General features: G+C 54.7%; 26 protein-coding genes, 4 tRNA genes and 1 pseudogene. 15 read left to right on the forward strand and 16 right to left on the reverse strand.

The window, feature by feature from the left end; all coding sequences use genetic code 11:
• The first annotated feature begins 1 nt into the window (after position 1).
• The 9 genes from hslO (at position 2) to DW724_RS01255 (ending at position 5,650) form a co-directional block, all read left to right on the forward strand.
• Positions 2-883, forward strand: coding sequence for an Hsp33 family molecular chaperone HslO (hslO, locus tag DW724_RS01215; protein WP_118760389.1), 882 nt, complete (start codon positions 2-4; stop codon positions 881-883).
• A gap of 110 nt (positions 884-993) precedes the next feature.
• Positions 994-1,070 (forward strand) — tRNA-Asp (locus DW724_RS01220).
• 30 nt (positions 1,071-1,100) lie between these two features.
• Positions 1,101-1,176, forward strand: a tRNA-Phe gene (locus DW724_RS01225).
• A 212-nt stretch (positions 1,177-1,388) separates the two neighbouring features.
• Positions 1,389-1,464, forward strand: a tRNA-Gly gene (locus DW724_RS01230).
• 3 nt (positions 1,465-1,467) lie between these two features.
• Positions 1,468-1,541, forward strand: a tRNA-Cys gene (locus DW724_RS01235).
• A 153-nt stretch (positions 1,542-1,694) separates the two neighbouring features.
• On the forward strand, positions 1,695-2,279 hold the full coding sequence (locus DW724_RS01240; RefSeq protein WP_118760390.1) for an S-layer homology domain-containing protein: 585 nt from the start codon (positions 1,695-1,697) through the stop codon (positions 2,277-2,279).
• Positions 2,280-2,415: 136 nt separating this feature from the next.
• Positions 2,416-3,102, forward strand: coding sequence for a response regulator transcription factor (locus tag DW724_RS01245; RefSeq protein WP_165815475.1), 687 nt, complete (start codon positions 2,416-2,418; stop codon positions 3,100-3,102).
• A gap of 2 nt (positions 3,103-3,104) precedes the next feature.
• A complete protein-coding gene (locus tag DW724_RS01250; protein WP_158580178.1) occupies positions 3,105-5,156 on the forward strand; it encodes a sensor histidine kinase in 2,052 nt (683 codons plus the stop codon).
• 146 nt (positions 5,157-5,302) lie between these two features.
• On the forward strand, positions 5,303-5,650 hold the full coding sequence (locus DW724_RS01255; protein ID WP_117491053.1) for a cupin domain-containing protein: 348 nt from the start codon (positions 5,303-5,305) through the stop codon (positions 5,648-5,650).
• A 157-nt stretch (positions 5,651-5,807) separates the two neighbouring features.
• On the opposite strand, the gene DW724_RS01260 is transcribed toward DW724_RS01255, so the two are convergent.
• From DW724_RS01260 to DW724_RS01330, 16 genes are all read right to left on the reverse strand, one after another.
• Positions 5,808-7,535: an ABC transporter ATP-binding protein gene (locus DW724_RS01260; RefSeq protein WP_118760392.1), complete on the reverse strand. Its 1,728-nt coding sequence runs from the start codon at positions 7,533-7,535 to the stop codon at positions 5,808-5,810.
• A gap of 2 nt (positions 7,536-7,537) precedes the next feature.
• Positions 7,538-9,307: an ABC transporter ATP-binding protein gene (locus tag DW724_RS01265; RefSeq protein WP_118760393.1), complete on the reverse strand. Its 1,770-nt coding sequence runs from the start codon at positions 9,305-9,307 to the stop codon at positions 7,538-7,540.
• Positions 9,308-9,475: 168 nt separating this feature from the next.
• Positions 9,476-10,318, reverse strand: coding sequence for a class I SAM-dependent methyltransferase (locus DW724_RS01270; protein WP_118760394.1), 843 nt, complete (start codon positions 10,316-10,318; stop codon positions 9,476-9,478).
• 40 nt (positions 10,319-10,358) lie between these two features.
• Complete coding sequence (locus tag DW724_RS16200; protein ID WP_256372128.1) at positions 10,359-10,481, reverse strand: hypothetical protein; 123 nt, start codon at positions 10,479-10,481, stop codon at positions 10,359-10,361.
• A gap of 12 nt (positions 10,482-10,493) precedes the next feature.
• Positions 10,494-11,129, reverse strand: a complete 636-nt coding sequence (locus tag DW724_RS01275; RefSeq protein ID WP_118760395.1) for an L-2-amino-thiazoline-4-carboxylic acid hydrolase — start codon at positions 11,127-11,129, stop codon at positions 10,494-10,496.
• A 1-nt stretch (position 11,130) separates the two neighbouring features.
• Entirely contained in the window at positions 11,131-12,063 is a 933-nt protein-coding gene (locus DW724_RS01280; RefSeq protein WP_118760396.1) for an acyl-CoA thioester hydrolase/BAAT C-terminal domain-containing protein, read from the reverse strand.
• Positions 12,060-12,836 carry an alpha/beta fold hydrolase gene (locus DW724_RS01285; protein ID WP_118760397.1) on the reverse strand — a complete coding sequence of 259 codons (777 nt, stop codon included), beginning with the start codon at positions 12,834-12,836 and terminating at the stop codon, positions 12,060-12,062. The genes DW724_RS01280 and DW724_RS01285 overlap by 4 nt, the downstream gene beginning before the upstream one ends.
• The gene (locus DW724_RS01290) at positions 12,833-13,696 is read right to left on the reverse strand and encodes an MBL fold metallo-hydrolase (RefSeq protein ID WP_118760398.1); all 864 of its coding nucleotides are present in this window, start codon (positions 13,694-13,696) and stop codon (positions 12,833-12,835) included. Before DW724_RS01290 ends, DW724_RS01285 begins: the two co-directional genes overlap by 4 nt.
• Positions 13,697-13,709: 13 nt before the next feature.
• Positions 13,710-14,195 carry a hypothetical protein gene (locus DW724_RS01295; RefSeq protein ID WP_118760399.1) on the reverse strand — a complete coding sequence of 162 codons (486 nt, stop codon included), beginning with the start codon at positions 14,193-14,195 and terminating at the stop codon, positions 13,710-13,712.
• Positions 14,196-14,198: 3 nt separating this feature from the next.
• Positions 14,199-14,816: a class I SAM-dependent methyltransferase gene (locus DW724_RS01300; protein WP_118760400.1), complete on the reverse strand. Its 618-nt coding sequence runs from the start codon at positions 14,814-14,816 to the stop codon at positions 14,199-14,201.
• A gap of 3 nt (positions 14,817-14,819) precedes the next feature.
• Entirely contained in the window at positions 14,820-15,611 is a 792-nt protein-coding gene (locus DW724_RS01305) for a class I SAM-dependent methyltransferase (RefSeq protein WP_118760401.1), read from the reverse strand.
• 1 nt (position 15,612) lies between these two features.
• The gene (locus DW724_RS01310) at positions 15,613-16,401 is read right to left on the reverse strand and encodes an alpha/beta fold hydrolase (protein ID WP_118760402.1); all 789 of its coding nucleotides are present in this window, start codon (positions 16,399-16,401) and stop codon (positions 15,613-15,615) included.
• A gap of 3 nt (positions 16,402-16,404) precedes the next feature.
• Positions 16,405-17,019, reverse strand: coding sequence for a class I SAM-dependent methyltransferase (locus DW724_RS01315; protein ID WP_118760403.1), 615 nt, complete (start codon positions 17,017-17,019; stop codon positions 16,405-16,407).
• Between the two features lie 116 nt (positions 17,020-17,135).
• On the reverse strand, positions 17,136-17,714 hold the full coding sequence (locus tag DW724_RS01320; RefSeq protein ID WP_118760404.1) for a TetR/AcrR family transcriptional regulator: 579 nt from the start codon (positions 17,712-17,714) through the stop codon (positions 17,136-17,138).
• A gap of 101 nt (positions 17,715-17,815) precedes the next feature.
• Positions 17,816-19,060 carry a hypothetical protein gene (locus DW724_RS01325; protein WP_202183494.1) on the reverse strand — a complete coding sequence of 415 codons (1,245 nt, stop codon included), beginning with the start codon at positions 19,058-19,060 and terminating at the stop codon, positions 17,816-17,818.
• Between the two features lie 30 nt (positions 19,061-19,090).
• Positions 19,091-20,218 (reverse strand): DUF6076 domain-containing protein, encoded by a 1,128-nt coding sequence (locus DW724_RS01330; protein ID WP_118760405.1) that lies wholly within the window; start codon positions 20,216-20,218, stop codon positions 19,091-19,093.
• 133 nt (positions 20,219-20,351) lie between these two features.
• On the opposite strand from DW724_RS01330, the gene DW724_RS01335 reads away from it, so the two are divergent.
• The 6 genes and pseudogenes from DW724_RS01335 to DW724_RS15930 all read left to right on the forward strand — a co-directional run bounded on the left by DW724_RS01335 (position 20,352) and on the right by DW724_RS15930 (position 24,512).
• The gene (locus DW724_RS01335) at positions 20,352-20,945 is read left to right on the forward strand and encodes a CHC2 zinc finger domain-containing protein (protein ID WP_118760406.1); all 594 of its coding nucleotides are present in this window, start codon (positions 20,352-20,354) and stop codon (positions 20,943-20,945) included.
• Positions 20,942-22,159: a DNA primase family protein gene (locus tag DW724_RS01340; RefSeq protein WP_118760407.1), complete on the forward strand. Its 1,218-nt coding sequence runs from the start codon at positions 20,942-20,944 to the stop codon at positions 22,157-22,159. The genes DW724_RS01335 and DW724_RS01340 overlap by 4 nt, the downstream gene beginning before the upstream one ends.
• 404 nt (positions 22,160-22,563) lie before the next feature.
• Positions 22,564-22,782 carry a DUF6471 domain-containing protein gene (locus DW724_RS01350; RefSeq protein ID WP_118760408.1) on the forward strand — a complete coding sequence of 73 codons (219 nt, stop codon included), beginning with the start codon at positions 22,564-22,566 and terminating at the stop codon, positions 22,780-22,782.
• Positions 22,751-23,134 carry a DUF3847 domain-containing protein gene (locus tag DW724_RS16205; protein WP_256372129.1) on the forward strand — a complete coding sequence of 128 codons (384 nt, stop codon included), beginning with the start codon at positions 22,751-22,753 and terminating at the stop codon, positions 23,132-23,134. Before DW724_RS01350 ends, DW724_RS16205 begins: the two co-directional genes overlap by 32 nt.
• A gap of 2 nt (positions 23,135-23,136) precedes the next feature.
• Positions 23,137-24,097 (forward strand): annotated as a pseudogene (mobQ, locus tag DW724_RS01360) (MobQ family relaxase); the annotation flags it as partial.
• Between the two features lie 79 nt (positions 24,098-24,176).
• Positions 24,177-24,512 (forward strand): hypothetical protein, encoded by a 336-nt coding sequence (locus DW724_RS15930; protein WP_243105666.1) that lies wholly within the window; start codon positions 24,177-24,179, stop codon positions 24,510-24,512.
• The last annotated feature ends 48 nt before the right edge of the window (positions 24,513-24,560 follow it).

Raw genomic sequence — 24,560 nt, forward strand, 5'->3', positions numbered from 1 at the left:
TATGAGCGATACGTTACTTCGCGCGATCGCCCGTGACGCGGGCATCCAGATTTGTGCAGCCAGCACGACCGAGCTGGTCGAGCGCGCACACGAAATCCACAGCACCACGCCGCTGGCTACCGCAGCCCTCGGACGGACGCTGACCGCGACTGCCATCATGGGCAGCCAGCTCAAGGTAGAGGACGGCTCCGTGACCGTGCAGATCAAGGGCAACGGCCCGCTCGGCGCGATCGTCTGCGTCGGTGATTCGGACGGCTATGTGCGCGGCTATCTGCAGGACCCGGCTGTCGATCTGCCGCTGCGTGCGGACGGCAAGCTGAATGTAGGCGGCGGTGTCGGCCGCGGCTATCTGATGGTGATTAAGGACATTGGCATGAAGGACCCGATCACGGGCACGGTTGCGCTCGTCAACGGCGAGATTGCCGAGGATCTGACCCGCTATTTCGCGGAGAGCGAGCAGATCCCGTCTGCGTGCGCGCTCGGCGTGCTCGTGGATACCGACTGCTCGGTCAAATGTGCCGGCGGCTGGCTCGTGCAGCTTATGCCGGGCGTGAAGGATTCCGACATTGACAAGCTGGAGGCCAATCTGGCGAAGCTGGAGAGCATGACTGCTATGCTCGATAAGGGCATGAGCCTCGAGGACATCATCCGCGCGGTGCTCGATGGCTTTGAGGTAGATTTTCTGCAGACCAGTGAAATCGGCTACCGCTGTGCGTGCAGCCGTGAAAAAGTAGAGCGCGCGCTCATCAGCATGGGAAAAACCGAACTTTGCAAGATGGCGGAAGAACAGGAAAGTAGTGAGGTAACCTGCCAGTTTTGTGATAAAATCTATCGTTTCAGCCGCGCAGAGTTGCAGGAACTTTTAACACACGCAACGAAATAAAAAGAAAATAAAAAAACTTTGAAAAAAGTGTTGACATTTGGGCACAGGTTCTGTATAATAAACATCGTCGCTGAGAGATACGAACGAAAACGAAACAGCGACGACGGCCTGGCCCGGTAGCTCAGTTGGTTAGAGCGCTAGCCTGTCACGCTAGAGGCCGTGGGTTCAAGTCCCATCCGGGTCGCCATTCTTCAATCGGAAACGATTGAAGAAATATGCCTCTGTAGCTCAGTCGGTAGAGCAGGGGACTGAAAATCCCCGTGTCGGTGGTTCGATTCCGCCCGGAGGCACCATTTTTTCAATGAGTGCCGTAGCACTCATTGAAAAAATAATACCTCCAAGCCAAGGAATCGAAAGCTGGCTCTTGGAAATATGCCGGTGGCATATTTCAACCAGCGTGGCTTTTGCCGCAGCAAAAGCGATTCCGCCCGTGAGCGTTAAACCCGAAGCGTCCGGTAACTAATCGGCACTGACAAAAATCGCGTTAGCGCGAAAAACTAAATATGCGGCTGTAGCTCATCTGGTAGAGCGCCACCTTGCCAAGGTGGAGGTAGCGAGTTCGAGCCTCGTCAGCCGCTCCACATGGTACCATAGCCAAGCGGTAAGGCGTGGGACTGCAACTCCCTGATCCCCAGTTCGATTCTGGGTGGTACCTCCAAAAGACTGATGTGAAAACATCAGTCTTTTTGTTTTGCACAAAATCACACGAATTTGCACAAATTCAGGTAAAGGTTGACAAATACTGTAGACTGTGTTATATTTCACCTATGGATGCACTACGGCGTCCATGCAATAAAAGGAGGAATTTAATATGACACTCAGAAAGCGACTGATCGCGCTGAGCATGGCGGCAGCCTGCGCAGCAACAGCCTTTGCCGGTGCAGCGTTCACCGACCAGAGCAGCATTAAGGTGGACAGCAAGGTGCTGGACACCCTGACCGAGAAGAACGTCATCAAGGGCTACGAGGACGGTTCGTTCAAGCCGGATAAGACGGTTTCCCGCGCGGAAATGGCAAAGATGATGTTTGTACTGCGTACCGGCTCGGATGATGCATCTTACTACGCAAAGGATATGACCGACACGTTTGCGGATACGGCTGGTACCTGGTCGAACGGCTACGTTAAGTATTGTCAGGCTTATGGTATCGTTTCCGGCAAGTCGAGTACGGTTTTTGCGCCGAATGCGTCTGTAACAACTGCTGAAGCCGCGAAAATGCTGCTGGTATACAGCGGTCACGATGTACAGAAGGATGGTCTGACCGGTGCACAGTGGAAGGAAAATGCCTTGAAGCTGGCAGATAAAGACGGTCTTCTGGTCTCTGTAAATACAAAGCCGGATGATGCACTCCCGCGTCAGTATGCCGCGCAGATGATTTACAACGCAATCAGCAAATAAACACGCGGCAAAGAAAAGTCCCTCACCCGAGGGACTTTTTTTCATCTTCATAAAATCTAAAGAAATTCCCTGCGGAAAACAACAGAAACCTGTGGTAAGATAGAAGTAACGAAAGGGGGAAGGGAAAATGGAAAAGCTGACTGTTCTGGTGGTGGACGACGACCGCGAGATCGTGGAAAGCATTGCGATATTCCTGCAGGCGGACGGCTATCTGGTGCGCAAGGCGTACAACGGTCTGGAGGCGCTCGACATCGTAATGACCGAGAACGTACACCTTATCATCCTTGACATTATGATGCCCGAGCTGGACGGAATCAAAACCTTATTAAAGGTAAGGGAAAGCAAAAATCTGCCGATCATTCTGCTGTCGGCCAAGAGCGAGGACGCGGATAAAATCCTCGGACTGACCGCGGGTGCGGATGATTACATTACAAAGCCGTTTAACCCGTCCGAGCTGGTTGCGCGCGTGAAAAGCCAGCTGCGCCGCTATACCCAGCTGGGCGCGATGCAGATAAAGGAAACGCAGATCGCCATCCGCGGACTGGTGCTCGACACCGAGAGCAAAAGCGTGACGGTAGACGGCGAAGCCGTTCGTCTCACACCGCTCGAATACAAAATACTTGAGCTGCTGTGCCGTCACCCGGGAAGGGTGTTCTCCACGGAGGAGATTTACCGGCAGGTGTGGAATGACGATATCGTCAGCGACAACGCCATCGCCGTCCATGTGCGGCACATCCGCGAAAAGATAGAGATCAACCCGAAGGAGCCGCGCTACCTCAAGGTGGTATGGGGTGTCGGCTACAAAATCGAAAGGAGCGAGTGAGTATGAATATCAAGGGGATCTTACGCAGTACGGTAGTAAAGCTTATCGCGTTTGCAGGCATTGTGGGGTGCTTTGCAGGTGCACTGTTTCTCGTTGAGAACACGATAACAGATTTTGCCGCGAACGGCCTTGACCAAATGGTCTATCGCTTTGAGGGCGATTTTGCCGACTCGTCCTATATGCATCAGCAGCTCGGCATAATGTGTGCTGAAATGGCGAATGCGTTTGAGGATGGCATGGACGCAGCGGAATTCAGCAGGCAGCATACGGATTTTGCGGGAAACTATTTCGGCAGAATGGGCGATAAAACGGTCGGCGATGACACGCTGACCGAAGCCGCGGCAAAAAAATCTGCGTTTTACATGATCACACGGCCGGGTGGCAATGTGCAGTCCAATGTGGGAATTTACTACGGCTATCCGCTTGCGGTTTACGATGAGGAGACGGGAAGTTACGGCTACTACACCGAGGAGGATGCGGCAGAGGAAGGCTGGAAGTTCAATAAGTTCAATCCGTACCCGTCTAACACCTTGCTGCTGGTGCGCTTCACGGACGCACAGGCTGCACCCATCAAGGCTGAGTGGGAAACGCAGAAAACGCAGATTACCGGCGTGCTCCAGCAGGCGATTGTGCTGACGGTGATTGCACTGGTGCTGTTCGTGTATCTGCTGTTCGTCACCGGCCGCAAGCCGGAGGATGAGGGCGTGCACCTTGTCACCATCGACCGTCTGCCGGTGGAAGTGAACGTGCTGTGCTTCTGGGCGGTGCTCGGTACGGCAGGCGGACTGAATCTGGCACTGATGGGTGAATTGCTGAACGGCACAAACGACATGTCGATATTGCTCGTACCGTCCATCCTGTTTTTTGTCGCGGCGTTTGCGTTCGCACTTGAACTTACGCTGTCGCTCGTGCGCGTGATCAAGAACCGCAGCTTCGTCAAGCAGTGCTGGTCGATTCGATTCATCCTCTGGTGCTGGCGAACCTTTATTAAGGTATGCAAGTGCATCCGGCAAAGCTTCGGAAAACTGCGCCGCATGCTGTTCCGCGACTACAAAACGCGCAACGTTGTGCTGCTCTTTACGGCGTATTCGGTTGTTCTCGCGTTCCTTGCGGCGGTGTTCGGCGGAGTGGGCGGCTCGTTTTTTGTCTTCGTGTTCGGCACGGTCTGGTTTCTCGCGGCAGGTTACTTTCTCATCAAACGCATCACCGGCTTTGAGCGTATCGTGGACGCACTGCGCCGGCTGCGTGCGGGCGACCTCGGCTTCAAGCTGACCGATATGCCGGGGGGCGTGTTCGCGGAGATGGCCGAGGACATTAACTCGCTTGGTGACGGCATGCAGGCGGCGCTGCAGAACGAAGTCCGCGCGGAACGCATGAAAAGCGAACTGATCACCAACGTCAGCCACGATTTGAAAACGCCGCTGACCAGCATCCTTAACTATTCCGATCTGCTCGGCAAAATGGATTTAACGCCGGAGGAGGCGAACGACTACGCCCGCATTATCCATCAAAAGGGTCTGCGGCTCAAAAACCTGACGAGCGACCTGTTCGATATCTCCAAGGTGCAGTCCGGCGCAGAGCAGATCATCAGCGAACGGCTGGATGCGTGCACGCTCGCCCGGCAGGCGCTCGCGGAGCAGGACAAGGCCGTGCAGGAGAGCGGCTTGACCGTCAAAGCCGCCATTCCCGAGCGGGAGCTGCCCATCTGGGCGGACGGACGCAAGCTGTCCCGCGTGCTGGAGAATCTCATCGGCAACTGCGTGAAATATGCGCTCAAGGGCACGCGCGTGTTCCTCTCTGTTGCAGAGGAGAATGGTCAGGCCATTATTGAACTCAAAAACACCGCCAACTACGAGATGGACTTTGCTGCCGACGAAATTACCGAACGGTTTGTCCGCGGTGATGCGGCGCGCTCGACCGAGGGCAGCGGTCTGGGTCTCGCCATCGCAAAAAGCTATACCGAAGCCTGCGGCGGCACGTTTGAGGTCTCGGTGGACGGCGATCAGTTTAAGGTGCGTATCGGCTTTCCGGTGTATGGCATTACTGCAAAGTAAATTCTTCGCGGAAATGGAAATCTTATCTTGTAATTTGGATTACAACCGCTATAATAGGAATTGACAAGAAACTGCGTGAGCGGTAAGGGCAACACCGCAGCTTCAATCATGCGGTATTGCCCGGGACAAGAAAGGCGGAAAGAATTATGATTACGACTGCAAGCGAACATCAGGTAGATAAGGTAGAGCAGATGGCTGGCGGCAAGGGCCACGTTATCATCGAGCGCCTGCTCGGTGAGAAGGAGCTGGACGGCAAGTGCGGCCTGTATGCAAAGGTAACCATCGAGCCGAACTGCACGCTCGGCTTCCACGAGCACCACGGCGAGACCGAGACGTACTACATCCTGAGCGGCGAAGGCTCGTATAACGATGGTGAGAAGTCCTATCCGGTCAAGGCGGGCGATGTGACCTTCTGTCCGGATGGCACCGGTCATGCGCTGGATAATACCGGCGATACCGACCTCGTGTTCATGGCACTGATCATTATGAAGTAAGCGCGGAGACGCAAAGAACTCGAAACCTTGGTTTAACAGTGATAAGGAAGTAATTTAAACATGACTGTTAGCTGACGGATTCGGGTGCTAAAAAGGACATCTATTCTTTTGAGTAGATGTCCTTTTTTGTTGTGCCGGGAGGCTGTTTTGAATTGGGTCAGATGACCCAGCGCTGGCTTTCGGTCTGCAGATCCACCATGTGGGTGTACTGGCCGTTCCGGGCATAAAGTGCATCGGGTGCGCCCTGTTCGGCCACCACGCCGTCGGACAGCACCACGATTTTGTCCGCCCCAGCTACGGTGCGCATCCGATGGGCGATGATAAGGACAGTTTTGTGTTTTATGAGCCGGGAAAGTGCCTCCTGAATGGCAGTTTCGTTCTCCACGTCCAGACTGGCGGTGGCTTCGTCCAGCAGAATGATGGGCGCATCCTTCAGGAAGGCGCGGGCAATGGAAATGCGCTGACGCTCGCCGCCGGAAAGGGCGCAGCCATTCTCGCCGATGTTCGTGTTCCACTTGTCCGGCAGCTTTTCGGCAAATTCCTCGCAGTTTGCCAGCTTTGCCGCCGCAAGGACCTCCTCGTCGGTGGCACCTTTGCGCCCCAGACGGATATTTTCCAGTATCGTATTGTCAAACAGAGTCACATCCTGAAACACGATGGAATACAGGCTCATGAGCTTTTCCGGGTCGATTCGGGAAACCTCCATGCCGCCCACGGTGATGCCGCCCTTCTGGTAGTCCCAGAACCGTGCCGCCAGCCGGGAAACGGTAGTCTTGCCGCCGCCGGAGGGACCCACCAGTGCCGTGACCTCGCCCTGCTTTGCGGTAAAGGAGACATCCCGCAGCACCGTTTCGCCGGAGTTGTAGGCAAAGCCCACATGGTCGAACACGATATCGCAGCCCTGATTGGTCAGCTGCTCGCTGCCGGTCTGCAGGGGAGCGTCCAGAATCTCGTTCATCCGCCCCACATTGGTGCGCATGGCAATGACCGCCGCCAGATTCTGCAACGCGCCCTGCATAGGGTCATACATCCGGGAAGCCGCCATCAGGAACAGAAACAGGGTCAGCACATCGATACTGCCCTGCACCAGCAGCACCGAGCCGGTGAGTGCCACCGATGCAATGCCCAGCTTGAGCACCATGCTCGCAGAGGACACAAACAGCGCTGTTTCCAGTTCTGCTGCGATGGACTGCTTTTCCACAGCCCGAATTTTGTCGGAAAGACCGGACAGATAACGCTGCTCCGCATTGCTGGCTTTCAGGTCACGGAGGGTTTCGATGTACTCCTGAATGCCGTCCGCACAGGCCATTTTCGCCGCCATGGTCTTGGCCTGCACCTTGTCCTGCACCCGGTAGCTGCCCACCACGATGGCGGCGGATACCGGGATGACCCACAGGGCTGCCAGCGCCATCCGCCAGTCAAAAGTGAACAGGCTCAGGGCAATGAGCACCGTAGAGATGAGGGAGCCGAATAGACCGGGGATGAAGTGGGAACAGTCCTTTTCCAACACCTCGCAGTCTGCCATGATGGTGCTGGTCAGGTCGGCAAGATCCCGCTTGCCGAAAAAGGACAGGGGCAGCTTGCGCAGCCGTTCCGCAAGGGTCAGGCGGCGGATGCCGCTCTCTTTATAAGTAGTAAAATAGGTGCCGTTATACTGGAACCATGTGGTCAGCAAGATCAGCGCAAAGCAGGCCGCACACCCCAGCAGATAAAAGGCGGTTCTCCCGCTCGTTGAGCCTGCCAGCAGATCTTTTACCAGGAGATACAGCAGCCCGGTGGGCAGCATAAATGATATATTCTGGAACGCACACGCCAAAACGCCCTTTACAAGCCCCCTTGCGCCCTCCGGGGAACTGGCCGTGGCGTGTTGAATTTTTTCGATCATCTTTACCCCTCCTTTGCGACCTTCCACTGCACCGATGCCTGATATTCCTGCCACATCCGGGCAAACAGGCCGTTCTGTGCGCACAGTTCGTCCTTTGTGCCAGTCTCAGTAATACGTCCATCCTGTACCACATAGATGCAGTCGGCATTGGCTACGGTGGACAGGCGGTGTGCGATCATCAGCACGGTTTTGCCCTTGGCAAGCCGGGCAAAGGCTGCCTGCACCTTAGCTTCATTGTCCGGGTCGGCAAAAGCGGTAGCCTCGTCCAGAATCAGGATGGGCGCATTTTTCAGCATGGCGCGTGCAATGGCAATGCGCTGCTGCTCGCCGCCGGACAGATACACGCCCTTGGTGCCGATAACAGTATGGATGCCCGCCGGGAACTTTTCTATAATATCCATGCACTGCGCCGCTTTCAACGCTGCCAGCACCTCGGCTTCGGTGGCCTGCGGTCTGCCCAGACGGACATTATCCAGAATGCTGCCCTTGAGCAGGCGGCTGTTCTGGAACACAAAGGAGATGGTATCCATCAGCTCTTCCTTGGGGATTGCCCGCACATCCGCTCCGCCCACCCGGACGCTGCCGCTCTGCACATCAAAGAACCGGCAGACAAGGTTTGCCAGCGTAGATTTTCCGCCGCCGGAGGGACCTACAAAAGCCACAGTCCGTCCCGGCTGAATCTCCAGCGAAACGCCCTTAATAACCTCGTTTTTTCCGTCGTAGCTGAAATGCACGTTCTGCAGCGCGACAGAAGCATCCTGCGGGTGCTGCGGAACAGCCTGAACCTGCATGGGTGCTGCCTCCAGCACCGAGTCGATGCGTGCCAGTGCATCCGCTACCACCATCTTGTTCTCGCTCATGTACATTATGCGGGTCAAAGTCAGGGAGATCACCGGAGTGATGATGATATAGAACAGCAGGTTCAGCAGAAATTCCGGCGTGACACCGTGAGCCGTGAACAGCAGCCCGCCTGCAATCAGAAAGGCGAACACGCCGTTGACGGCGGCGGTGTAGAACATCATGGGCAGGCGCAGGTCTTTGGTGTAGGAGATGACCCACTTTTCGTACTCATCAATGGTGGTCTTGAATTTTTTGAAGGAAAACACACTCTGCCCGAAGGTCTTGACCACCGGAATGCCCCGGACGTATTCCACTGCCTCGTTGGACATGGCCTCCAAGGCGTTGCCGTACTGCCGCATTTTTTCAACCATCCGCTTGCCAGTCATGGTCGCCATAATGAGGAATGCCAGCACCACCGGCGCAAGGCTCAGCAGCCCCAACCGCCAGTCGAACGCCAACAGCAGCACCAGCAGCCCCACCGGGGTGGCGATGGCATTGTACTGGTCGGGCAGCTGGTGGGCAAGATAGGTCTCGGCGGCTCCGGTGCTCTCGTGGATGATCTTGCGCAGTTTACCGCTGCCGAAGGTCTCAGCAAAGCCCAGCGGCAGCACTGCCAGATGCTCCGACACTGCCAGCCGCAGATTTGTCGCCACCCGGAACGCCGACAGATGGGAGCACATCAGTGCCGCAATGTAAATAAGGTAAGACAGCACTGCAAATAACACTGCCATCCAGCCGTAATGAGGAATGTTCACCGCCTGCGCATAGTTTGGCGCCGCGTTCAGCACATCCCGCAGAATCTTCCAGATGTATACAAAAGGCACCAGCGCCACCAGCGCACTGGCCGCAGACAGCATCCACGAAGCGTAGGTGAAATATCGGTGGTTCCCGGCGTAACCCATCAGCCGGGAAAGATCGGATTGTTTTTTCAATTAAATCACGTCCTTTCTTCCGCATGGCGAAGTTCCAGATGATAAGCAAGGCACAAAAGCGGCAAATTTCTTTTTCATACGGTACCTCCTGAAGTTCTTTGGTTAGTGTTCTCTAACTGCCGGATATTCTAACATGATTTGTGCTTTCAAACTATTCCGTTTTGTTTCCTATATTGTTTGTTCAAATCCAATCTTCACGATCTGCATATTCATCACTCCGTCACCGACCCTTGCAAGAAAGCGGAAAAATCCGCTGACGGACGGGTCTTTCAGGTCGTGGTAGCCCAGCATATAGCCCCGGCTGGCGATATGCAGGCGACTGTCCCATGCACCGATCTCGCGCTTGGCGTCCGAAACGGCGAAGTACGCGCCGACATCCTTGATTTCCGCATCCTTCAGCCATGTTTTCAGCATCAGCTTTACTGCCTTCTCATTGGCGGCATCGAACGCCAGTACAGCGCCCGGAAAAGCGTCTGCCATAGCACGTACCAGTGTTTTTACCTGCTCCTTTAGGAAATAGTAGAACACTCCCGCAGCAAAGAAGACCGCACCGCCGGAGACGTCGATTCTCTCAAACCACGATGTATCGTTGAGGTCGCAGGGGATGTTTTCCTCCCGATCCCTGGCTGGGAGCAGCTCGTTGCGCACAGCGATGACGTCAGGAAAGTCCAGATTGTAGAGCTTGCACTTACCGTTATCGCAAGCCCGACCTGTGCTGTCCAACCCGCAGCCGAGATTCACCACCGCCGCATTGGGATGACTTTTCAGATACTCCCGCACCTCGAAGGCAAGGTCGTTCTGCCGCATGGCAACCTCTAAAAAGCCAAACCGCTGCATGAGTCTGTGGGATTTCTTCTGAAGCGCCGAAAAATTATAGTCCACCGCATTCACCAGCCGCAGTGCCGTTTCGTCCCGATAGAGGCTTGGATATACCTCTGCGCACATTTTCCGTGCATAGAGTGGGATGATCAGCGTTTCCTGTACAGTGTTTTTCTCGATTTTATAGTTCATGGTTTTCCCCCTCCCTGCAAGTAATTCCCACACTCTGCCTCTAGCGCCTGCCATAGGTCTTTGCCATTTCCTCCGCCACCGGCAGTGCGCCGCGATAGCATACGCCGCCGTGGGGCATCACCATCAGTTCCGGGTACTCTTGTCCGAACTCAAAATATTTCAATACTCCGCCACCTCACACTCGTTTCTTTTGATATCCGCAGTCGCAGTAAGGGTCGCCGGAGGCCAGCGTGTACTGCCGCACAAAATTCGTCACGCCGCCCGCCTCGCTCATGGCGTAGTCCAAATGACACATGGCGGGTGTCAGGTCATAAAGCCCCAGCTCCTGCATCAGCGTGCAGATGCCGCATTTCGTGAAGCGCCCCTCATAACCGCTGCCGTCGGGATACTCGTAAAAGTCCATATTCCACGAGTAGGGGTTGCGGTCAGCCGCCTTCCGGGCGGCGGTGGCTTTCATGGCGGCAATATCCTTGGGCGTGAACTTCGACTTGCCGCTTTGGCGGCAGAACCATTTCATCAGCGGCGTCATCTGCGCTTTCTCATAGTAGTCGGTAAGGCTTTCCACATCGGGACGGCGCGGCATGGAGAGGACAAACGCCCCCAGCATGGCGCAGCCAATGATGTTCATGCTGAACCGATCACCTTTTTCAAATTCGGGCAGCTTTGCGATGATCTCACGGTACTTCGGCTTGGCCTTTTCCGTGATTTTACGTGCGGTGTCCGGGTCATAGCCCAGTACCGCCGTCAGCTGCGCTTGAAAGGACTTCGCAAACACTGCCCATATGGCTATGGGCATTCCCATCCAACGCATCTCACTTCGCTCCTTTCCATTCCGCAAGAGTCCGGCACATCCGTTTCTCGATGTCTTTCCGGGTCTGGCGGCATTCCTTGGGATATTTCTTTGCCGCCTGAAACGCCAACTTTACAAACAGACCGGAGCCAACCGGCAGCATGATTTTCAGCATCCCCTCCGGAAAGACAAAGTGGGTGCCGTGAGCATAAACCATTGTTTCAATCTCGCATTCATGCGGCTTTTCCGCAAGGCGCTTTTCCATACGGCGGATATACTTTGCGGTATCCCACAGCGCATCGTCCTCCGCGCCGATCAGCAGCAGCTTTCCCCGGATGTTTTCAACAGGAATATATTCCTCCGGCTCGATCGGATGAGCCTTCTCGGAGTCGTCAAACAGCTTGCGGGAGTTAACCATATCGCCAGCGCGCTTGCTCTCTGCGGCGACGCAGTGCCAATAGTCGGGATGCTGATAGCAAAACGGCATATAGGGCAGCGGCTTGCCCCGGTAGGAGAACAGCGACTCGCCCTCGACCGGCCATTCCTTGCAGCCGTCCCTTTTGCCCTGCATGAAACCCTGCCACACAAAATCGCTGGGCGTCATGGCAATGGTCAGGGTAACATCCGGGAACATGGCAGCCGCTGTCAGCGCGAGCGTTCCCGTAGTTGATGCACCGGCAATGCCAATTTTATGGTTGCCGTTGGCTTTCAGCCACGAAATAGCCGTCTCCACGCGCTCCAGCGGATAATTATGATGGCCGTAATCCTTTTTCGCAGGCGACATGGTGAGCACATTTACGCCCCGCCCGCAGAGCCATTTCACGGCTGAACGCGCAAGCCGATCCTCCGGATCGTCACCAATCATCGCAATGACCGCGCAGTCCGATCCGCCGGCACACGCCCAGTACGCGCCGTAAAAGCCGGCGGTCTCCACATCAAAGTGCTGATGCTTCATCGCTTTCCCTCCATGATATCCTTCACCAACTGCACCCAGCGCTCCGGATAACAGGCCAGCAGCTCCTCGTGCTGCAAGTCCTGCTCGTGAATGGCTGGGTTTGCAAAGTGCCGTTCATAGCGCTCGCGGTATTTCTCACCCATTTTGAGCGCATAGAAAATATGAATCTCTGTTCCCGGAACGTTGATCTTGTCCGGCAGCGGGGTGACAAGGTCGGAATAGAACTGATTCTTGCAGCTCTGCACGGTCACATAAGGTCGTGCGCCGCCGAGCATCTCCATGAACACTTGCACATAGCCGCCCATTTCCGACTTTCGCTGCGTGAGGCGTTTTTGCAGCAATCGACTCTTGAACCGTCCGTCTCGAATAAACGGATAAATCAGCGGCAGGAGCAGATTTGTTTGCAGCTTTGCCGCAATGGGAGATGCTTGGTCAAGATCAGAGCTGCCGAGAATTCCGTAATCCATATGAATATTCTGCCGCGCCGCCAGCAGCCCCACAAAAGAGCCGCCCAGCGAGCAGCCATAGCTCGCCCGGATATGTCCGCCGCAATGTTTCTGAATGTAAGATTCTATTTTCTCTGTTTCCTCCAGCATAGTGGGAAACTCGGTATGTTCCGTTTCATCGAAGCCATCGTAGCTGACGCAGAGAACGCGATACCTGTCCGACAGCAGCGGAATGACCCGTCCAAAATTGCCCTTCCAGTGGCAGCAGGTGCCGGGAAGCAGTAGGATGACCAGGGCATTTTCTGCGCCGAAGGAATAAACCTTCATCTCCCCACCCCCTCCAGGAACCCACTCTTTGCCATTTTTTCCGTGTCGTCCGATTCATCATAAGCGTCGTAAGGCGCGGTGGGGTCGGGAACCCGCTTTTGGAACGGTGAGCAAAGCTTGTCCTTATGGGCAAAGGCGAACTCGAAGTTGTCCGTCCAGCCGGTGTGACCGGTGAGAAACAGCGGATGCAGGTCACGGCTTTGCAGCTTCTGCTCCAGCGCCGCCAGCGACTTTACCGCCAGTTTGTTGCTTTCTGCCAGAGAGGAAATGAAGCTGTAGCCGCCGTCCGCGCCGAACCAGAGAGTGTCGCCGGTGAAGAGATATTTGTCGTCAATGAGATAGACCATATGACCCCATGTGTGACCGGGAACAAGGAAGCACTCAATTTTGATACCGTCAATCTCGAAAGTCTCGCCGTCATGCAGCAGCACCTTTTCGTTGTTAATTGTGACCTGCGGTAATTTATAGAGATGGTATATGACTTTTCGCCGCACCTCGCCGGTGAGATACCGGTTTTCAATCTCACCGATATAGAGCTTTGCGCTCCGGAACAAACCGGGGCTGTCTGCCTCCACCGCGCCCACGTGGTCGGTGTCCTGATGAGTGATGAGGATGTGCCGGATGGACTGCGGGTCGATGCCCAGCCAGTCCATTTTTTCTGCCAGCCGGTCGTAGTTATACCCGGCATCGATCATGATGGTGGTGCCGCCCTTGCGGTAGAAGAAAATGTTCGCCACCCACTCCCGCACGCAGGCTACGCGCTCATCCACCCAGCCAGTGTTCAGCGGCTTGAATATTTCCTTGCCGCGGTACATCTTGCTCATTTCTCTTTTCTGAAATTCGGTCGCTTTCTTTGACATCGGTATTTCCTCCTTACAGCAGCAGCCCGAGTCCCGCAAGGAGCAGGGAAATCACGGCCATTCCCAGTGTTCCGAACAGCCATTTCTTCTGCTTGTCTGATTTCGAGATGTACGGCATCAGATCCTCTGTCCCCGGTATCACCCACGCCTTGGTGTGTCCGACCCAATAGCCGTCGATGCCAAGCCGGTCGATGAGATTCATCACAGACAGGATTACAAAGCACTGCCAGAAACCGCCCCAAAATGTCTGCGCACCATTGATGGCATACACGAAAATGAGCACATAAGCAAGATATCCCGGAACGCAGATCAGCTTGAAGCGCAGCGAGTTTTGCTTGATCTTTTCCTTTGTGGTCAGACCCAGCGCAACGCACCGTTCCTGTACCTTCGAGTCATACAGATGCACCATGCCGACAGCGCCCTTGTGGATGCCGATGGCGCACACCAAGACCAGTAGCGCCCCCAGTCCCAGTCCTTCCAGAATCGTTTGCAGCAGCATTCCTTATTCCTCTCGCTTCTGTCCTGTCACGCAGAGCCAGCCAATTTTGTTTTTATGGATTTGAACATTGCAGAATTCAGCGTTTTCCAGAAATGTTTTCAGCTCATCGCCGCTGTATATGGTCATACCGCCGATAATCTCCGTCCACTTCTCATCCTTGTCCGTGTCGCCACTGCTCTCGTTGCAGATGAGAAAGGTTCCGCCGGGCTTCAGCACCCGATAAATCACCCGAAAACATTGCGGCAGATTCGGCCAGAAGTAGACTGTCTCAAAAGCGGTGATCGCATCGAACCAGTCATCTGCGAAGATTATATCCGCCACACTGCCTTGTAGGACGGCACAGCGCCCCTCCGCAATGGCGGTCTTGTTGACCTTTTTCGTCTTCTCCACGCTGACGGGAGAATAGTCGATACCCTTCACGATACCCTGCGGGCATTTTTTCAGCAGCCTTTTCATGTTCGCACCGCCGCCGCAGCCGCAGTCCAGCACCTTGGCATCCGGCGCAGCATTCAGAAATTGAAGCCCCCAGCGCGCCACAGGGCTGTGACCCAAATTCATCATGGCGACCATGAGCTTCCCGCCGAGGCCCACAGGTTTGCGGGTGTTTTCAAAGAATGACATCTTCTACAACTCCTTTTCCACCACAATGATCTTATTGGAAATATTCCGCACGGCGGGCAGCTTTTCCAGCAGTTTATAGATCGGTGCGAATGCCGCCATGCCCTCCGTCAGACTGTGTTCCTCCATGAATCGAAAACCCGGCAGCAGTTCGGCAAGTGCTTTCCCATTCTCGATTCCCCAGTTGAATTTGGCATTGCTTGCGTCAATGGATTTCTCCTTGAAGTGCCGCGCCATCGCAGGATTCATGGTTTCCACAAAGACTGTGGCTTTCTCAAATCGGCGGGAAATCACCGTGAAAATGCGCTGCATATCCGCTTCTGACAGGTACATAGTCAGCCCCTCGATGACGATCAGCACCGGCACATTCTGCTCGCTGATTTTGCTGCCCCAATCGTCCATGGCAGACATGGCAATCTGCGAAATCGTGCCGCTTTCCGGCAGCAGCTTCTCACGCACGGCCATGGCCTCCGGAAGGTCCAGGTTATACCAATGCGCATAACCTGCCATCCGATAGCACCGGGTATCCAGCCCGCAGGCGATGTTGACCACCACCGCGCCGGGGTGCGACGCAAGCCATTCCTTCGTCATCCGGTCGAGCGCGATGGTGCGGGCGATAACGCCGCTGCGCATGGCTGTATCCTTGTCCGCAAGGGAAAAATCGTAATCCAACTTCCCGATGATTTCTTCCGCCTTTGTATCATGGATAGCGCCTCTGCCGCTGCTCTCTTTCGCCCTTGCATAAACGGTTTGCAGCATAGTCTCCGGCACGCCGGAGAGTTTGATCTTTTCTCTCATGTCATATTTCCTCCGCTTGTATAGTCAGAAATTTTTCCGCATACCGGCAGAACTTTTCCGGGTGCACCATCACCAGCTCCGCGTGGGCCATCTTGGGGATGCCATGGATGCGCGCCTTAGGAAAATAGCGCTTGATGAACCGGATATCCCGCCTGCGATCCTTCTTTTCATCGTCGCCGTACCAGTAGGTGATTTTCGCACCGATTTTAGCGGAGCGCTTCGGAAGCGCATAGTTGTTGGCAGACCAGAATACATTGCGGATCGTCCGAACGGAAAAAGTTTTGAGATAGGCTTCCATGGCGTCGTACTCCTTTTTGGGGTCGTGCCCTGCGGTGGTAAACCGTTCCGGCGGAAAGGCCGCTTCCAGAATTTTTCGGCTGTTCGCCGCCATTTTAAAGGACACAATATCCCGCCAAAGCAGCAGCTTTCGCACCGGGTAGAGCAGCTGATAGGGCGTGATCCCGCCGTCGATGATGGCCCGGTCGATGGGCATTTCCCCCAATGCCAGCATACGGGTCAGGCAGGCACCGCCCATGGAGCAGCCATAGGCCCCACCCAGACGGGAGACGCCGTGGCTCTTCAAATAGGAGATCACCTCGTCCACGGTCTGCTCGACTGAGGTGAAATCCCCGGGATACTCCGGCTGATGGCCGTCATACACCACCTGAAAAACATGCCATCTCTGAGAAAGCAGCGTGATCGTGTCGGCAAAGGCCCATACAGGCTCTGCCGTGCAGGGGAAAAACAGCAGCGTCCGCTCCTGCGCCTGCCCGTGTTCCAATATCTGCATGGTTCATCCCTCCGATTTCACGCACTCTGCGTAGGTCAGCGGGAACGAGGCTTTCAGCACGGTGCTTTTCCGCACCGTCCAGCCGTTTTCCCGCAGAAATGCCAGGTATTCGTGGCTTGTCCACTTGCTGTGGAGAGGGAAGCCCGCCAGCTTCATGAAAAATGCTTTGCCCTTTCCACGAAAGTCATTACCGGCATGAGTAAAGGTCGGTGCGACCAGTATCCCGTCCTCTTTCAGCACCCGACGAATTTCAGAGAGGGCTTTCTCCGGCTCCGGCACGATATGCAGCGCATTGGCCACGATGACCACGTCAAAGCTTTCGTCGGCATAAGGTAGGTGGAACATATCCTGCACGGAGAAATGCAGCTTGGCGGATCGGTTGTCCCGCTTCGCTTCTGCGATCATCTCCGGCGAAGCGTCTGTGGCATCAATATGAGCGGCACTGTTTACAATGTTTTTGGCGATCAGCCCTGTGCCGGTCGCCAGCTCCAGAACGTTTTTTTGCCGTACCACGGGGCGCAGCAGCTCGTACATCTGCTCATAAGCTGCGGCGTCCTTTCGCATGAAGCGGTCGTACCGCCCGGCGTTTTTATCCCAGAAATTTTGACTGTTTCTCATGATTTCGCCCTCACAACGAGATGTTAAACTCCTCTAACTCACATGGATGGCACAGATGGGTTAGAGCAGGCTAACCGTAGTCCTTTGAAAAAGCCGCATCACTGCGGCTTTTCCGCTTATGCAAATAGCTCCCGGCAGGCGCCCCGCACCAGCGTTTCCAGCACCTGCGGGTAAAGCACCCCAATCTGCTCCTGATGGGAGACGGTTAAAATCAAGCCCCGCACTGTGGCGGCAGCCAGCGCCATACCGCCCTTGGGCTGCAAGCCGCCCATCTCCAGCAGGGTACGGATGTGCGTCTCGTCATCGTGGTAGTGAGCGGTCTTCACTTCCTCCGGCAGGCGGTGCAGAAGAAAATCTGCGTCATTTTCGATGAACACAAAAGCTTTTGTCCTGGAGAGCCACCGACAGGCCGCCAGGATCGCCGCTGCCGCGCGGTCGGCAGGCAATAAGGCTGTATTTTCCTGCAAAGACTTCTGCGCCGCCGCGAAGCACTCGGTATGAATGTCCTCCAGTACAGCGAAAAACAGCAGCTCTTTGGAATCAAAGAATTTGTAAAATGATCCCTTGGAGATCCCAACGGCCTCCGTCAGCTGCTCCACAGAGGTTTTTCGCATCCCAATGGTAATGCCGCAGCGCCGGGCCTCCCGGATCAGGTCTTTGCGGATCTGTTCATTCTGTTCATCTGTAAAAGCCACTGCGCACGCTCCTTGGATTTATGACCATATTGTTCATTTCAGTCAAATTGTAGCACGATCCGAAGATGTTGTCAACGGCGTCGTTTTGCTTTCCGTCATGATCAAATCAGATCCAGCCGTTCCATCTCAAACGGAACCACTGTAGATTTCAGCAGTCTCGTCTCCGGCAAACCCTGCACAAACCGTATCGCCGTCTTTGCAAAGATATTGCTTTTCACCGTGTCCCAATCCGCCAGCTTTACGATCTCCGCCGTGCCGTTTTCAAAATCAAACCGAAGCTTGCCCCATTCGCTGTCGTTGTCTGCCTGATACAGGTAGACAGCGGCGGCTATTTTTTTATTCTTCTTGCGGCGCTCGGTCTGTTTCAGCGTCACGGTATGGATCACACCGCTTTCCAGCAGCTTCAGTCGCAGTTTGTCTAATGTACGCTGGTAGAACCGCTTCGCACCGCTGGCTGTCGTTCCTTCAAAATCCACCGCTAAATCTTCAAAGGTGGACTGCGTGGACAAGGGGCTGACGCGCCCGCAGGTCATGCAGATGGCGTTCCGCTTTCCCAGATACCATTGCTCTTTGTAGGAAAGCTGCTCAAACGCCGCCGTGACCGTCTTTGCCTGTATTCCGTTCCATAGGATTTCGGCATAGTTCCAGCTATCGTCGCGCGTCACATCCTCGCTGGTTTCTTCGCCGTTCTCGTCCTGCTCCGTGCGGTAGAGGGAAACAATGCTGCGGTTGCGCTGGGCAATGGTCAGCAGCTCATCCGCAGATACGCTTTCGTCCTTGTATCCGCTTTGGATGGCAAACTCGGAAACGACCTCTGCGCGTCTCTTACCCGAATTGTTATAGATTGCGCCGATCTGACGCACACGCCGGTACTCCGCAAGACTGGCAAAGGAACCGACTTCTCCCATCATACGGCAGAACAGCAGCCCGTCCTGAATATAATGCTTCGCGTATTTCAGGAATTCTGTTTCCTGCGCCGGGTCGAACCTCGGCAGGCAAAACAGCAGCATTTGCAGGAGTTCCAGCTTATAGTCCAGAAACCGCGCCGGATCGTAGCGATCAATTCCGTTGTGGGTGAGAAATCGGTAAATCACGCTGTTCAGACGCTTTTCAAAGTGGTGCAGGAAGAAGGAAAAGTATGCAAGGTCTTTGTGACGGACAGTTTCGCGTATGTAGTCGTCCAGCTCCATTTGCGGCGGTTCCGGGTCAAGCCGAAAGATGTTCCGGACTTCGCACATGGTCAGGCTGTCCTCATTGGCGAACGGCACTTTGGACGCATAACCGGACAGCTCCCATGTGTAGCCCGCAAGCTGTGCCGGTATCAGTTTGTTACGGTTATCCTCCATGTCTGCACCTCCCACCGCTATGGCGTTCCATTACCGCTCCATCGTTTCCTTCGCTTCCGCCAGCAGAGCCGCCTGCTCCATCTCGGCGGCATAGCCGCCCTGCGCATAGCCGATGTCTTGCAGGGCTTTCTCCAGCTTGCTTTTTGCCAGTGCTTTCATTGCGGCGGCGGTCTGCTCGTCCAGTGTGCCGCGGCCAAGATACTGCGTGATCGTGTTGAACCGCTTCGTATAGATTTTCTTGATGGGATGGTCGGCGGCAAGCTCCCGCTGCTCCCGTCCACGGAGATTCCCGACTTGACGGCAGGTACGCCCGCGCTTGTCTCCGGGAGCCAGACCGTCGCAGTATTTGGCGTATCTTGCGTCAGTGGTCAGAAACCATTTCCCACAGACCGCGCATTTCCTCGGCGCGTGTCCGACGCATAAACCTTCAAAAAGATCGGCGCGGAACATCCCAACGAAGGATACAAAATGCATCCGCTTGACAAGCTGCGCCTGCGTATTTCCGAGACGGATCGCAGGGACATACTGCACTGTCGCATTGGTCAGTGCCATCCATGAGGGATTGCTTTCCTCCAGAGTCACGTTTTCCTTGAAAAACTGCCCGAATGCAGCGGCGTATCCCGCAGGCGTTCGTATTTCGGCATTCTCTTGCAGAAATTCTGCAAACGCCGTCATAGTTTTCTTGTACTGGTGCAGGGAATAGCTCAAATGCCCCAGCACTGGAATAACGCGCACCAGCAGCGCCGCCAAGGGATGCGCTCCTGTGATATTGCTGGCTGCCTGCTGCTCCATCGGGAGCTGCAAATACTCGTTCAGCTCGGTAAATGCTTCCTCGGAAAATGCCTGCATGAGATAATCTTCAAACTGCTTTCTGTCCAAGCGGGAGAACGGTTGGACATCATGCAGCGCATGAATGATGGTCTGTCCCGCCTCCTGCGCTTTCGGAAGAAGCTGCCTATCCACATTCTTTGCCCCGATGCCGGTCAGCAGCAGATTCAAGGTCATGCACGGCGCGTCCAACTGCGCAATCGTTTCGTCTGGGATATTCAGTACCGCACAGCCAATCGTGCCGGTCGGCATGACGCTTCCTGCATAGGTTACGGTATCCTGCCAGAAATCCAGAGATAAAACCTTGTGGCTGATAAGCTCCTGTGCCATGCTGCACCCTCCTGTCATGTTTTTTTTGAAATGAACTTGTCATGCCATCCGTCTGCTTTTTGCGAATCCGAACATAAAACAGGCAGAGAGGAGTGAAAGCTGCCTCTCCAATCTATTTTACGGAGGATAACGCATGAATTGTTTTCAGAACGTCAAATATGGTGTAAGCTGCCGGGAGGCGGCGGAGCGGTACGGCGTGGAGGTCAACCATTACGGCATGGCGCTCTGCCCGTTTCACAATGACCGGCATCCCAGCCTGTATGCGGCGGACGATGACTATTATTGCTTCGCCTGCGGGGAGCACGGAGATGTGATTGATTTTGTAAGCAAGCTGTTCCGGCTCTCGCTGTATGATGCAGCGCAGAAGCTGGCCGCAGACTTTCACCTCACACCGGACAAGCCGCCCAGCGCAGCGGCGCTCCACACAAAGCGCATCCGAACAGAAGCACAGCAGCTCAGAGAAAATGAGCGGCTGTGCTATTCTGTTCTGTCCGATTATGCCCGTGTGCTGCGGGACTGGAAGGCAAACTGTGCGCCGCAATTACCGGCAGAAGTACCGGATGAACGATTTGCAGAAGCCTGCCACAAGCTGGATGAGGTGGAGTATTACTTGGATATTCTGTGCGCGGGTGATTCCTATGAACGCGCCGAGGTAGTTCGTTATCTGCTTGCAGATGGTCGGCTGGACAAGCTCAAGGAAACAGTCAATGGGAGGGACGCCGCGTGAACAAGAAGTATGCAGAGCTTGATTTCCCAGCATGGTTCGATGGCAAGGACGTCAATGAGGCGGCTTTTTGCCGGGAGTTTTTGTCAAAGAACAAGCTCATCTATACGGACAACGCATTTTTCACACCGGATGGGCGGCTGACAGACCCGCTGCTGCTGAAAGAGAAAATCTATGCCGAACTGGAGTGCTGTGCCGCAAAAAACATTCCGCACACCATTTCCAATATCGTGGAGATCATGAAGTTGGCGGCTCATGCAGAGAGTTTCCCGACGAAGCCGGATGAGATTCATGTGCAGAACGGGACGCTCCGCATCGATGGCAGCTTTCTCGCAGGACGTTCTGAAATCGTGCGCAGCCGGTTTCCCATTGCTTACAATCCGCAGGCGGAGGAGCCGGTTGTCTGGCTGCGTTTTCTCTCCGACCTGCTTTACCCAGAGGACATTCCCACCTTTCAGGAATATATCGGCTATTGCCTCGTTCCCAGCACCAAGGGGCAGCGCATGATGATCCTCAAGGGCGAGGGCGGCGAAGGAAGATCGCAAATCGGTCCCGTGCTGGCGCGGCTGTTTGGCTGCAATATGAAGGACGGCAGGATTGCAAAAATCTCCGACAACCGGTTTGCCCGCGCCGATCTGGAGCACATTCATCTTCTTGTGGATGACGATATGAAAATGGAGGCTCTGAAGCAGACCAACTATGTCAAATCCATCGTTACCGCACAGGATAAGATGGATCTGGAACGCAAAAGCGTCCAGAGCTATCAGGGGTGGATGTATGCCCGGCTGCTGGCATTCTCCAATGGCGATCTGCAATCCCTCTACGACCGCAGCAACGGCTTTTACCGCCGCCAACTGATCCTGACCACAAAAGAGAAGCCTGCCAATCGTGTGGACGATCCTGATATTGCCGAGAAGATGAAGCGAGAGGTCGAGGGCATTTTTCTCTGGGCGTTTGAGGGCTTGCAGCGGCTTGCGGCAAACAGCTTCCGATTCACGGAAAGTCCCCGGACGCTGAACAATCGGGAGTACGTCAAGCGTGACGTCAACAATGCCATCGACTTTATGGAATCCACCGGCTATATTCGGCTGAAGGCGGATATGTCTGTCACCTCCAAGGAGCTGTATGCCATTTACGGAATCTGGTGCGATGAAAACGGGCTGACACCTATCAGGCAGCGCTCGTTCAGCGATTTTCTGACGCGCACCCACTCGTGAACAAAGCTGCCCATGCCGTGAAATGCTACCTGCCCTGCGCCATTGGTACGTATGTACACAGCAAAATGCCGTAATTCCGCTATGTACAGAGTGCTGGTAGGATGTCAAAAAAGGCACATTGCAGTCAATCCTTGTGAAATTCATGGAATTTTTCACTGTAAGCCGAACGCAATGCACCGTCCGGTGGTTTATCGTAGTGTGAAGCCATTGCACTGGGATGTGGTATATCCCACCGTTCCGCATGACCTCGCCCAGAACGATGAAGCCGATAGGGTGCTGCTGCGAACAGGGCATCACGGGCGGAAATCTGAGCGGATTTGCGGCACGGCAGATTTTTCACCTACAAGCATACCAAAATTACCGATACGAAAAACCGCTACACGAAATTATGGAGGTAAAAATTGATGAAATCCAATCTGAGAAACGAAATCAAGTCGTACATCGTCCGTCAGGGAATGACCATGCAGGAGGTGGTCGATCTGCTGCACGACGAGCACGGCTGGTCTGACAGCGTATCCAACCTGTCCAACAAGCTCCAGCGGGAGTCCCTACGCTACACAGAGGCTGTTCAGCTTGCCGACGCGCTGAGGTATGAAATCGTCTGGCAGCGAAAGAAAAACTGACGATCCGGGAACATCCCGAAAGTCCCACCGGGACGAAGGGCGCACTTCTATACATGGTCAAGCCCTGTATGTGCGTCCTGCGGAGCCTATCACCCGGACAGTTGCGTGTCCGGGCTGTTTTGCGTCACTTTGTTCCGTACAAGGGGCTGGTCTCGCCTGCCGAACCAAACGCGCACACAACCTGATCGTCCGCAGCGCGGATATGGAAAGCATTGCTCCGCTGACGAAGCTGTTGACACGTGCTGAGTTTTATGCCTTGGCCGAAAAGGTTTTTGACCTGCCGGTGGTCAAAGGTCTGCTCATGGCAGCGGTCAACGAACACAACCGGTCTGAACAGAAAGAGGGGGGCTGAGTATCACGTTATTCCATTTTCATGTGACGCAGATCAAACGCAGCGCGGGACAATCCGCCGTGGCGTCTGCCGCCTACCGTGCCGGAGAAAAGCTGCACAGCGAGTATTACGGCGAGGACAGCGACTACTCCCGTAAGGGCGGTGTGATCTGTTCGGAAATCCTGCTGCCATCCCACGCCCCGCCGGAATACGCAGACCGTGAAACGCTCTGGAACGCCGTGGAAAAAGCCGAGCGCGGAAAGAAAGCGCAGCTTGCCTACAGCTTTGATATTGCCTTGCAGAACGAGTTTTCCATGCAGGAGAACATCGCTCTGGCAAGGCAATTTTTGTTGGACGATTTTGTGAGTCGGGGCATGGTAGTGGATTTTGCCGTTCACTCTCCCAACAAGGAGAATGGCGGCATTTCCAATCCCCACTTTCATGTTATGTGTCCCATTCGCCCCATTGAGCCGGACGGCAAGTGGGGAAATAAGCAGCGGCGGGAATATGTGTTGGACGAGCATGGTGAGCGTATTCTGGATGAGGCGGGCAACTATATGTTCAACGCTGTGCCGACCACCGACTGGGGCAGTCCCGAAACCTTGGAGTATTGGCGGCAGGCGTGGGCTGATCTGTGCAACGCGAAGTTTGTGGAGAAAGGTTTGGATTGCCGGATCGACCACCGCAGCTATGCCCGTCAAGGCATTGAACAGATTCCTACCGTCCATGAGGGGCCGTCTGTCCGCGCAATGGAAGTGAAGGGCATCCGTACCGACAAGGTCGACTTCAACCGCTGGGTTCGCAAAACCAACGCCATGCTGCGGAAAGCAAAAAATAAAATCGCCTCTTTGCTGGAATGGCTGAAAGCGGTTAAGGAAGAACTCTCCAAGCCGCAGCCGCCTATGCTGAACGATCTGCTGATGACCTATTACAATAACCGCAATAAAGGCGCATACAGCACAAAGGCCAAGACAGCCAACTTACAGCGGTATGCGGATGCATTCCGCTTTTTGCAGGAGAAGCAGCTTTTACCACCGATGATCTGGATGCCGCGCTGCATTCCATGCAGAACAGCATCAGCGCAATGAAAGCGTCTGCCGGGGAAAAGCAATCCTGCATCAAGGAACTGGACGAGCTGCTGCGCATGGCACAGTATTATGTCGATGGAAAACCGGTTGCGGATAAGCTGGGAAGCATCCGTTTTGAAAAATCCAGACAAAAATACCAGTCGGAGCATGATGATACGCTGCGGACGTTTTATATGGCGGAACGCAAGCTGAAACCGTATTTCAAGGATGGCAAGCTACCCATCACCGCATGGTGCAAAGAGCGTGAGCGGTTGGAGCAGGAGCGGCAGCAGACACAACTGCGCAGCCGCAAAAACGAAATAGAATTATGAGAAAGGAATCGTATATGGAAAAATTATCAGCATTGACAAAATCAACCG

Source organism: Butyricicoccus sp. AM27-36 (genome assembly GCF_003480945.1).
Taxonomy (GTDB): Bacteria; Bacillota; Clostridia; order Oscillospirales; family Butyricicoccaceae; genus Agathobaculum; species Agathobaculum butyriciproducens.

Coding starts and splice junctions, on each gene's coding strand:
- hslO (WP_118760389.1), top strand. CDS start 2: ATGAGCGATACGTTACTTCGCGCGATCGCCCGTGACGCGGGCATCCAG.
- DW724_RS01240 (WP_118760390.1), top strand. CDS start 1,695: ATGACACTCAGAAAGCGACTGATCGCGCTGAGCATGGCGGCAGCCTGC.
- DW724_RS01250 (WP_158580178.1), top strand. CDS start 3,105: ATGAATATCAAGGGGATCTTACGCAGTACGGTAGTAAAGCTTATCGCG.
- DW724_RS01255 (WP_117491053.1), top strand. CDS start 5,303: ATGATTACGACTGCAAGCGAACATCAGGTAGATAAGGTAGAGCAGATG.
- DW724_RS01260 (WP_118760392.1), bottom strand. CDS start 7,535: ATGATCGAAAAAATTCAACACGCCACGGCCAGTTCCCCGGAGGGCGCA.
- DW724_RS01270 (WP_118760394.1), bottom strand. CDS start 10,318: ATGAACTATAAAATCGAGAAAAACACTGTACAGGAAACGCTGATCATC.
- DW724_RS01275 (WP_118760395.1), bottom strand. CDS start 11,129: ATGCGTTGGATGGGAATGCCCATAGCCATATGGGCAGTGTTTGCGAAG.
- DW724_RS01280 (WP_118760396.1), bottom strand. CDS start 12,063: ATGAAGCATCAGCACTTTGATGTGGAGACCGCCGGCTTTTACGGCGCG.
- DW724_RS01285 (WP_118760397.1), bottom strand. CDS start 12,836: ATGAAGGTTTATTCCTTCGGCGCAGAAAATGCCCTGGTCATCCTACTG.
- DW724_RS01290 (WP_118760398.1), bottom strand. CDS start 13,696: ATGTCAAAGAAAGCGACCGAATTTCAGAAAAGAGAAATGAGCAAGATG.
- DW724_RS01295 (WP_118760399.1), bottom strand. CDS start 14,195: ATGCTGCTGCAAACGATTCTGGAAGGACTGGGACTGGGGGCGCTACTG.
- DW724_RS01300 (WP_118760400.1), bottom strand. CDS start 14,816: ATGTCATTCTTTGAAAACACCCGCAAACCTGTGGGCCTCGGCGGGAAG.
- DW724_RS01305 (WP_118760401.1), bottom strand. CDS start 15,611: ATGAGAGAAAAGATCAAACTCTCCGGCGTGCCGGAGACTATGCTGCAA.
- DW724_RS01310 (WP_118760402.1), bottom strand. CDS start 16,401: ATGCAGATATTGGAACACGGGCAGGCGCAGGAGCGGACGCTGCTGTTT.
- DW724_RS01315 (WP_118760403.1), bottom strand. CDS start 17,019: ATGAGAAACAGTCAAAATTTCTGGGATAAAAACGCCGGGCGGTACGAC.
- DW724_RS01325 (WP_202183494.1), bottom strand. CDS start 19,060: ATGGAGGATAACCGTAACAAACTGATACCGGCACAGCTTGCGGGCTAC.
- DW724_RS01330 (WP_118760405.1), bottom strand. CDS start 20,218: ATGGCACAGGAGCTTATCAGCCACAAGGTTTTATCTCTGGATTTCTGG.
- DW724_RS01335 (WP_118760406.1), top strand. CDS start 20,352: ATGAATTGTTTTCAGAACGTCAAATATGGTGTAAGCTGCCGGGAGGCG.
- DW724_RS01350 (WP_118760408.1), top strand. CDS start 22,564: ATGAAATCCAATCTGAGAAACGAAATCAAGTCGTACATCGTCCGTCAG.
- DW724_RS16205 (WP_256372129.1), top strand. CDS start 22,751: ATGAAATCGTCTGGCAGCGAAAGAAAAACTGACGATCCGGGAACATCC.
- DW724_RS15930 (WP_243105666.1), top strand. CDS start 24,177: ATGCAGAACAGCATCAGCGCAATGAAAGCGTCTGCCGGGGAAAAGCAA.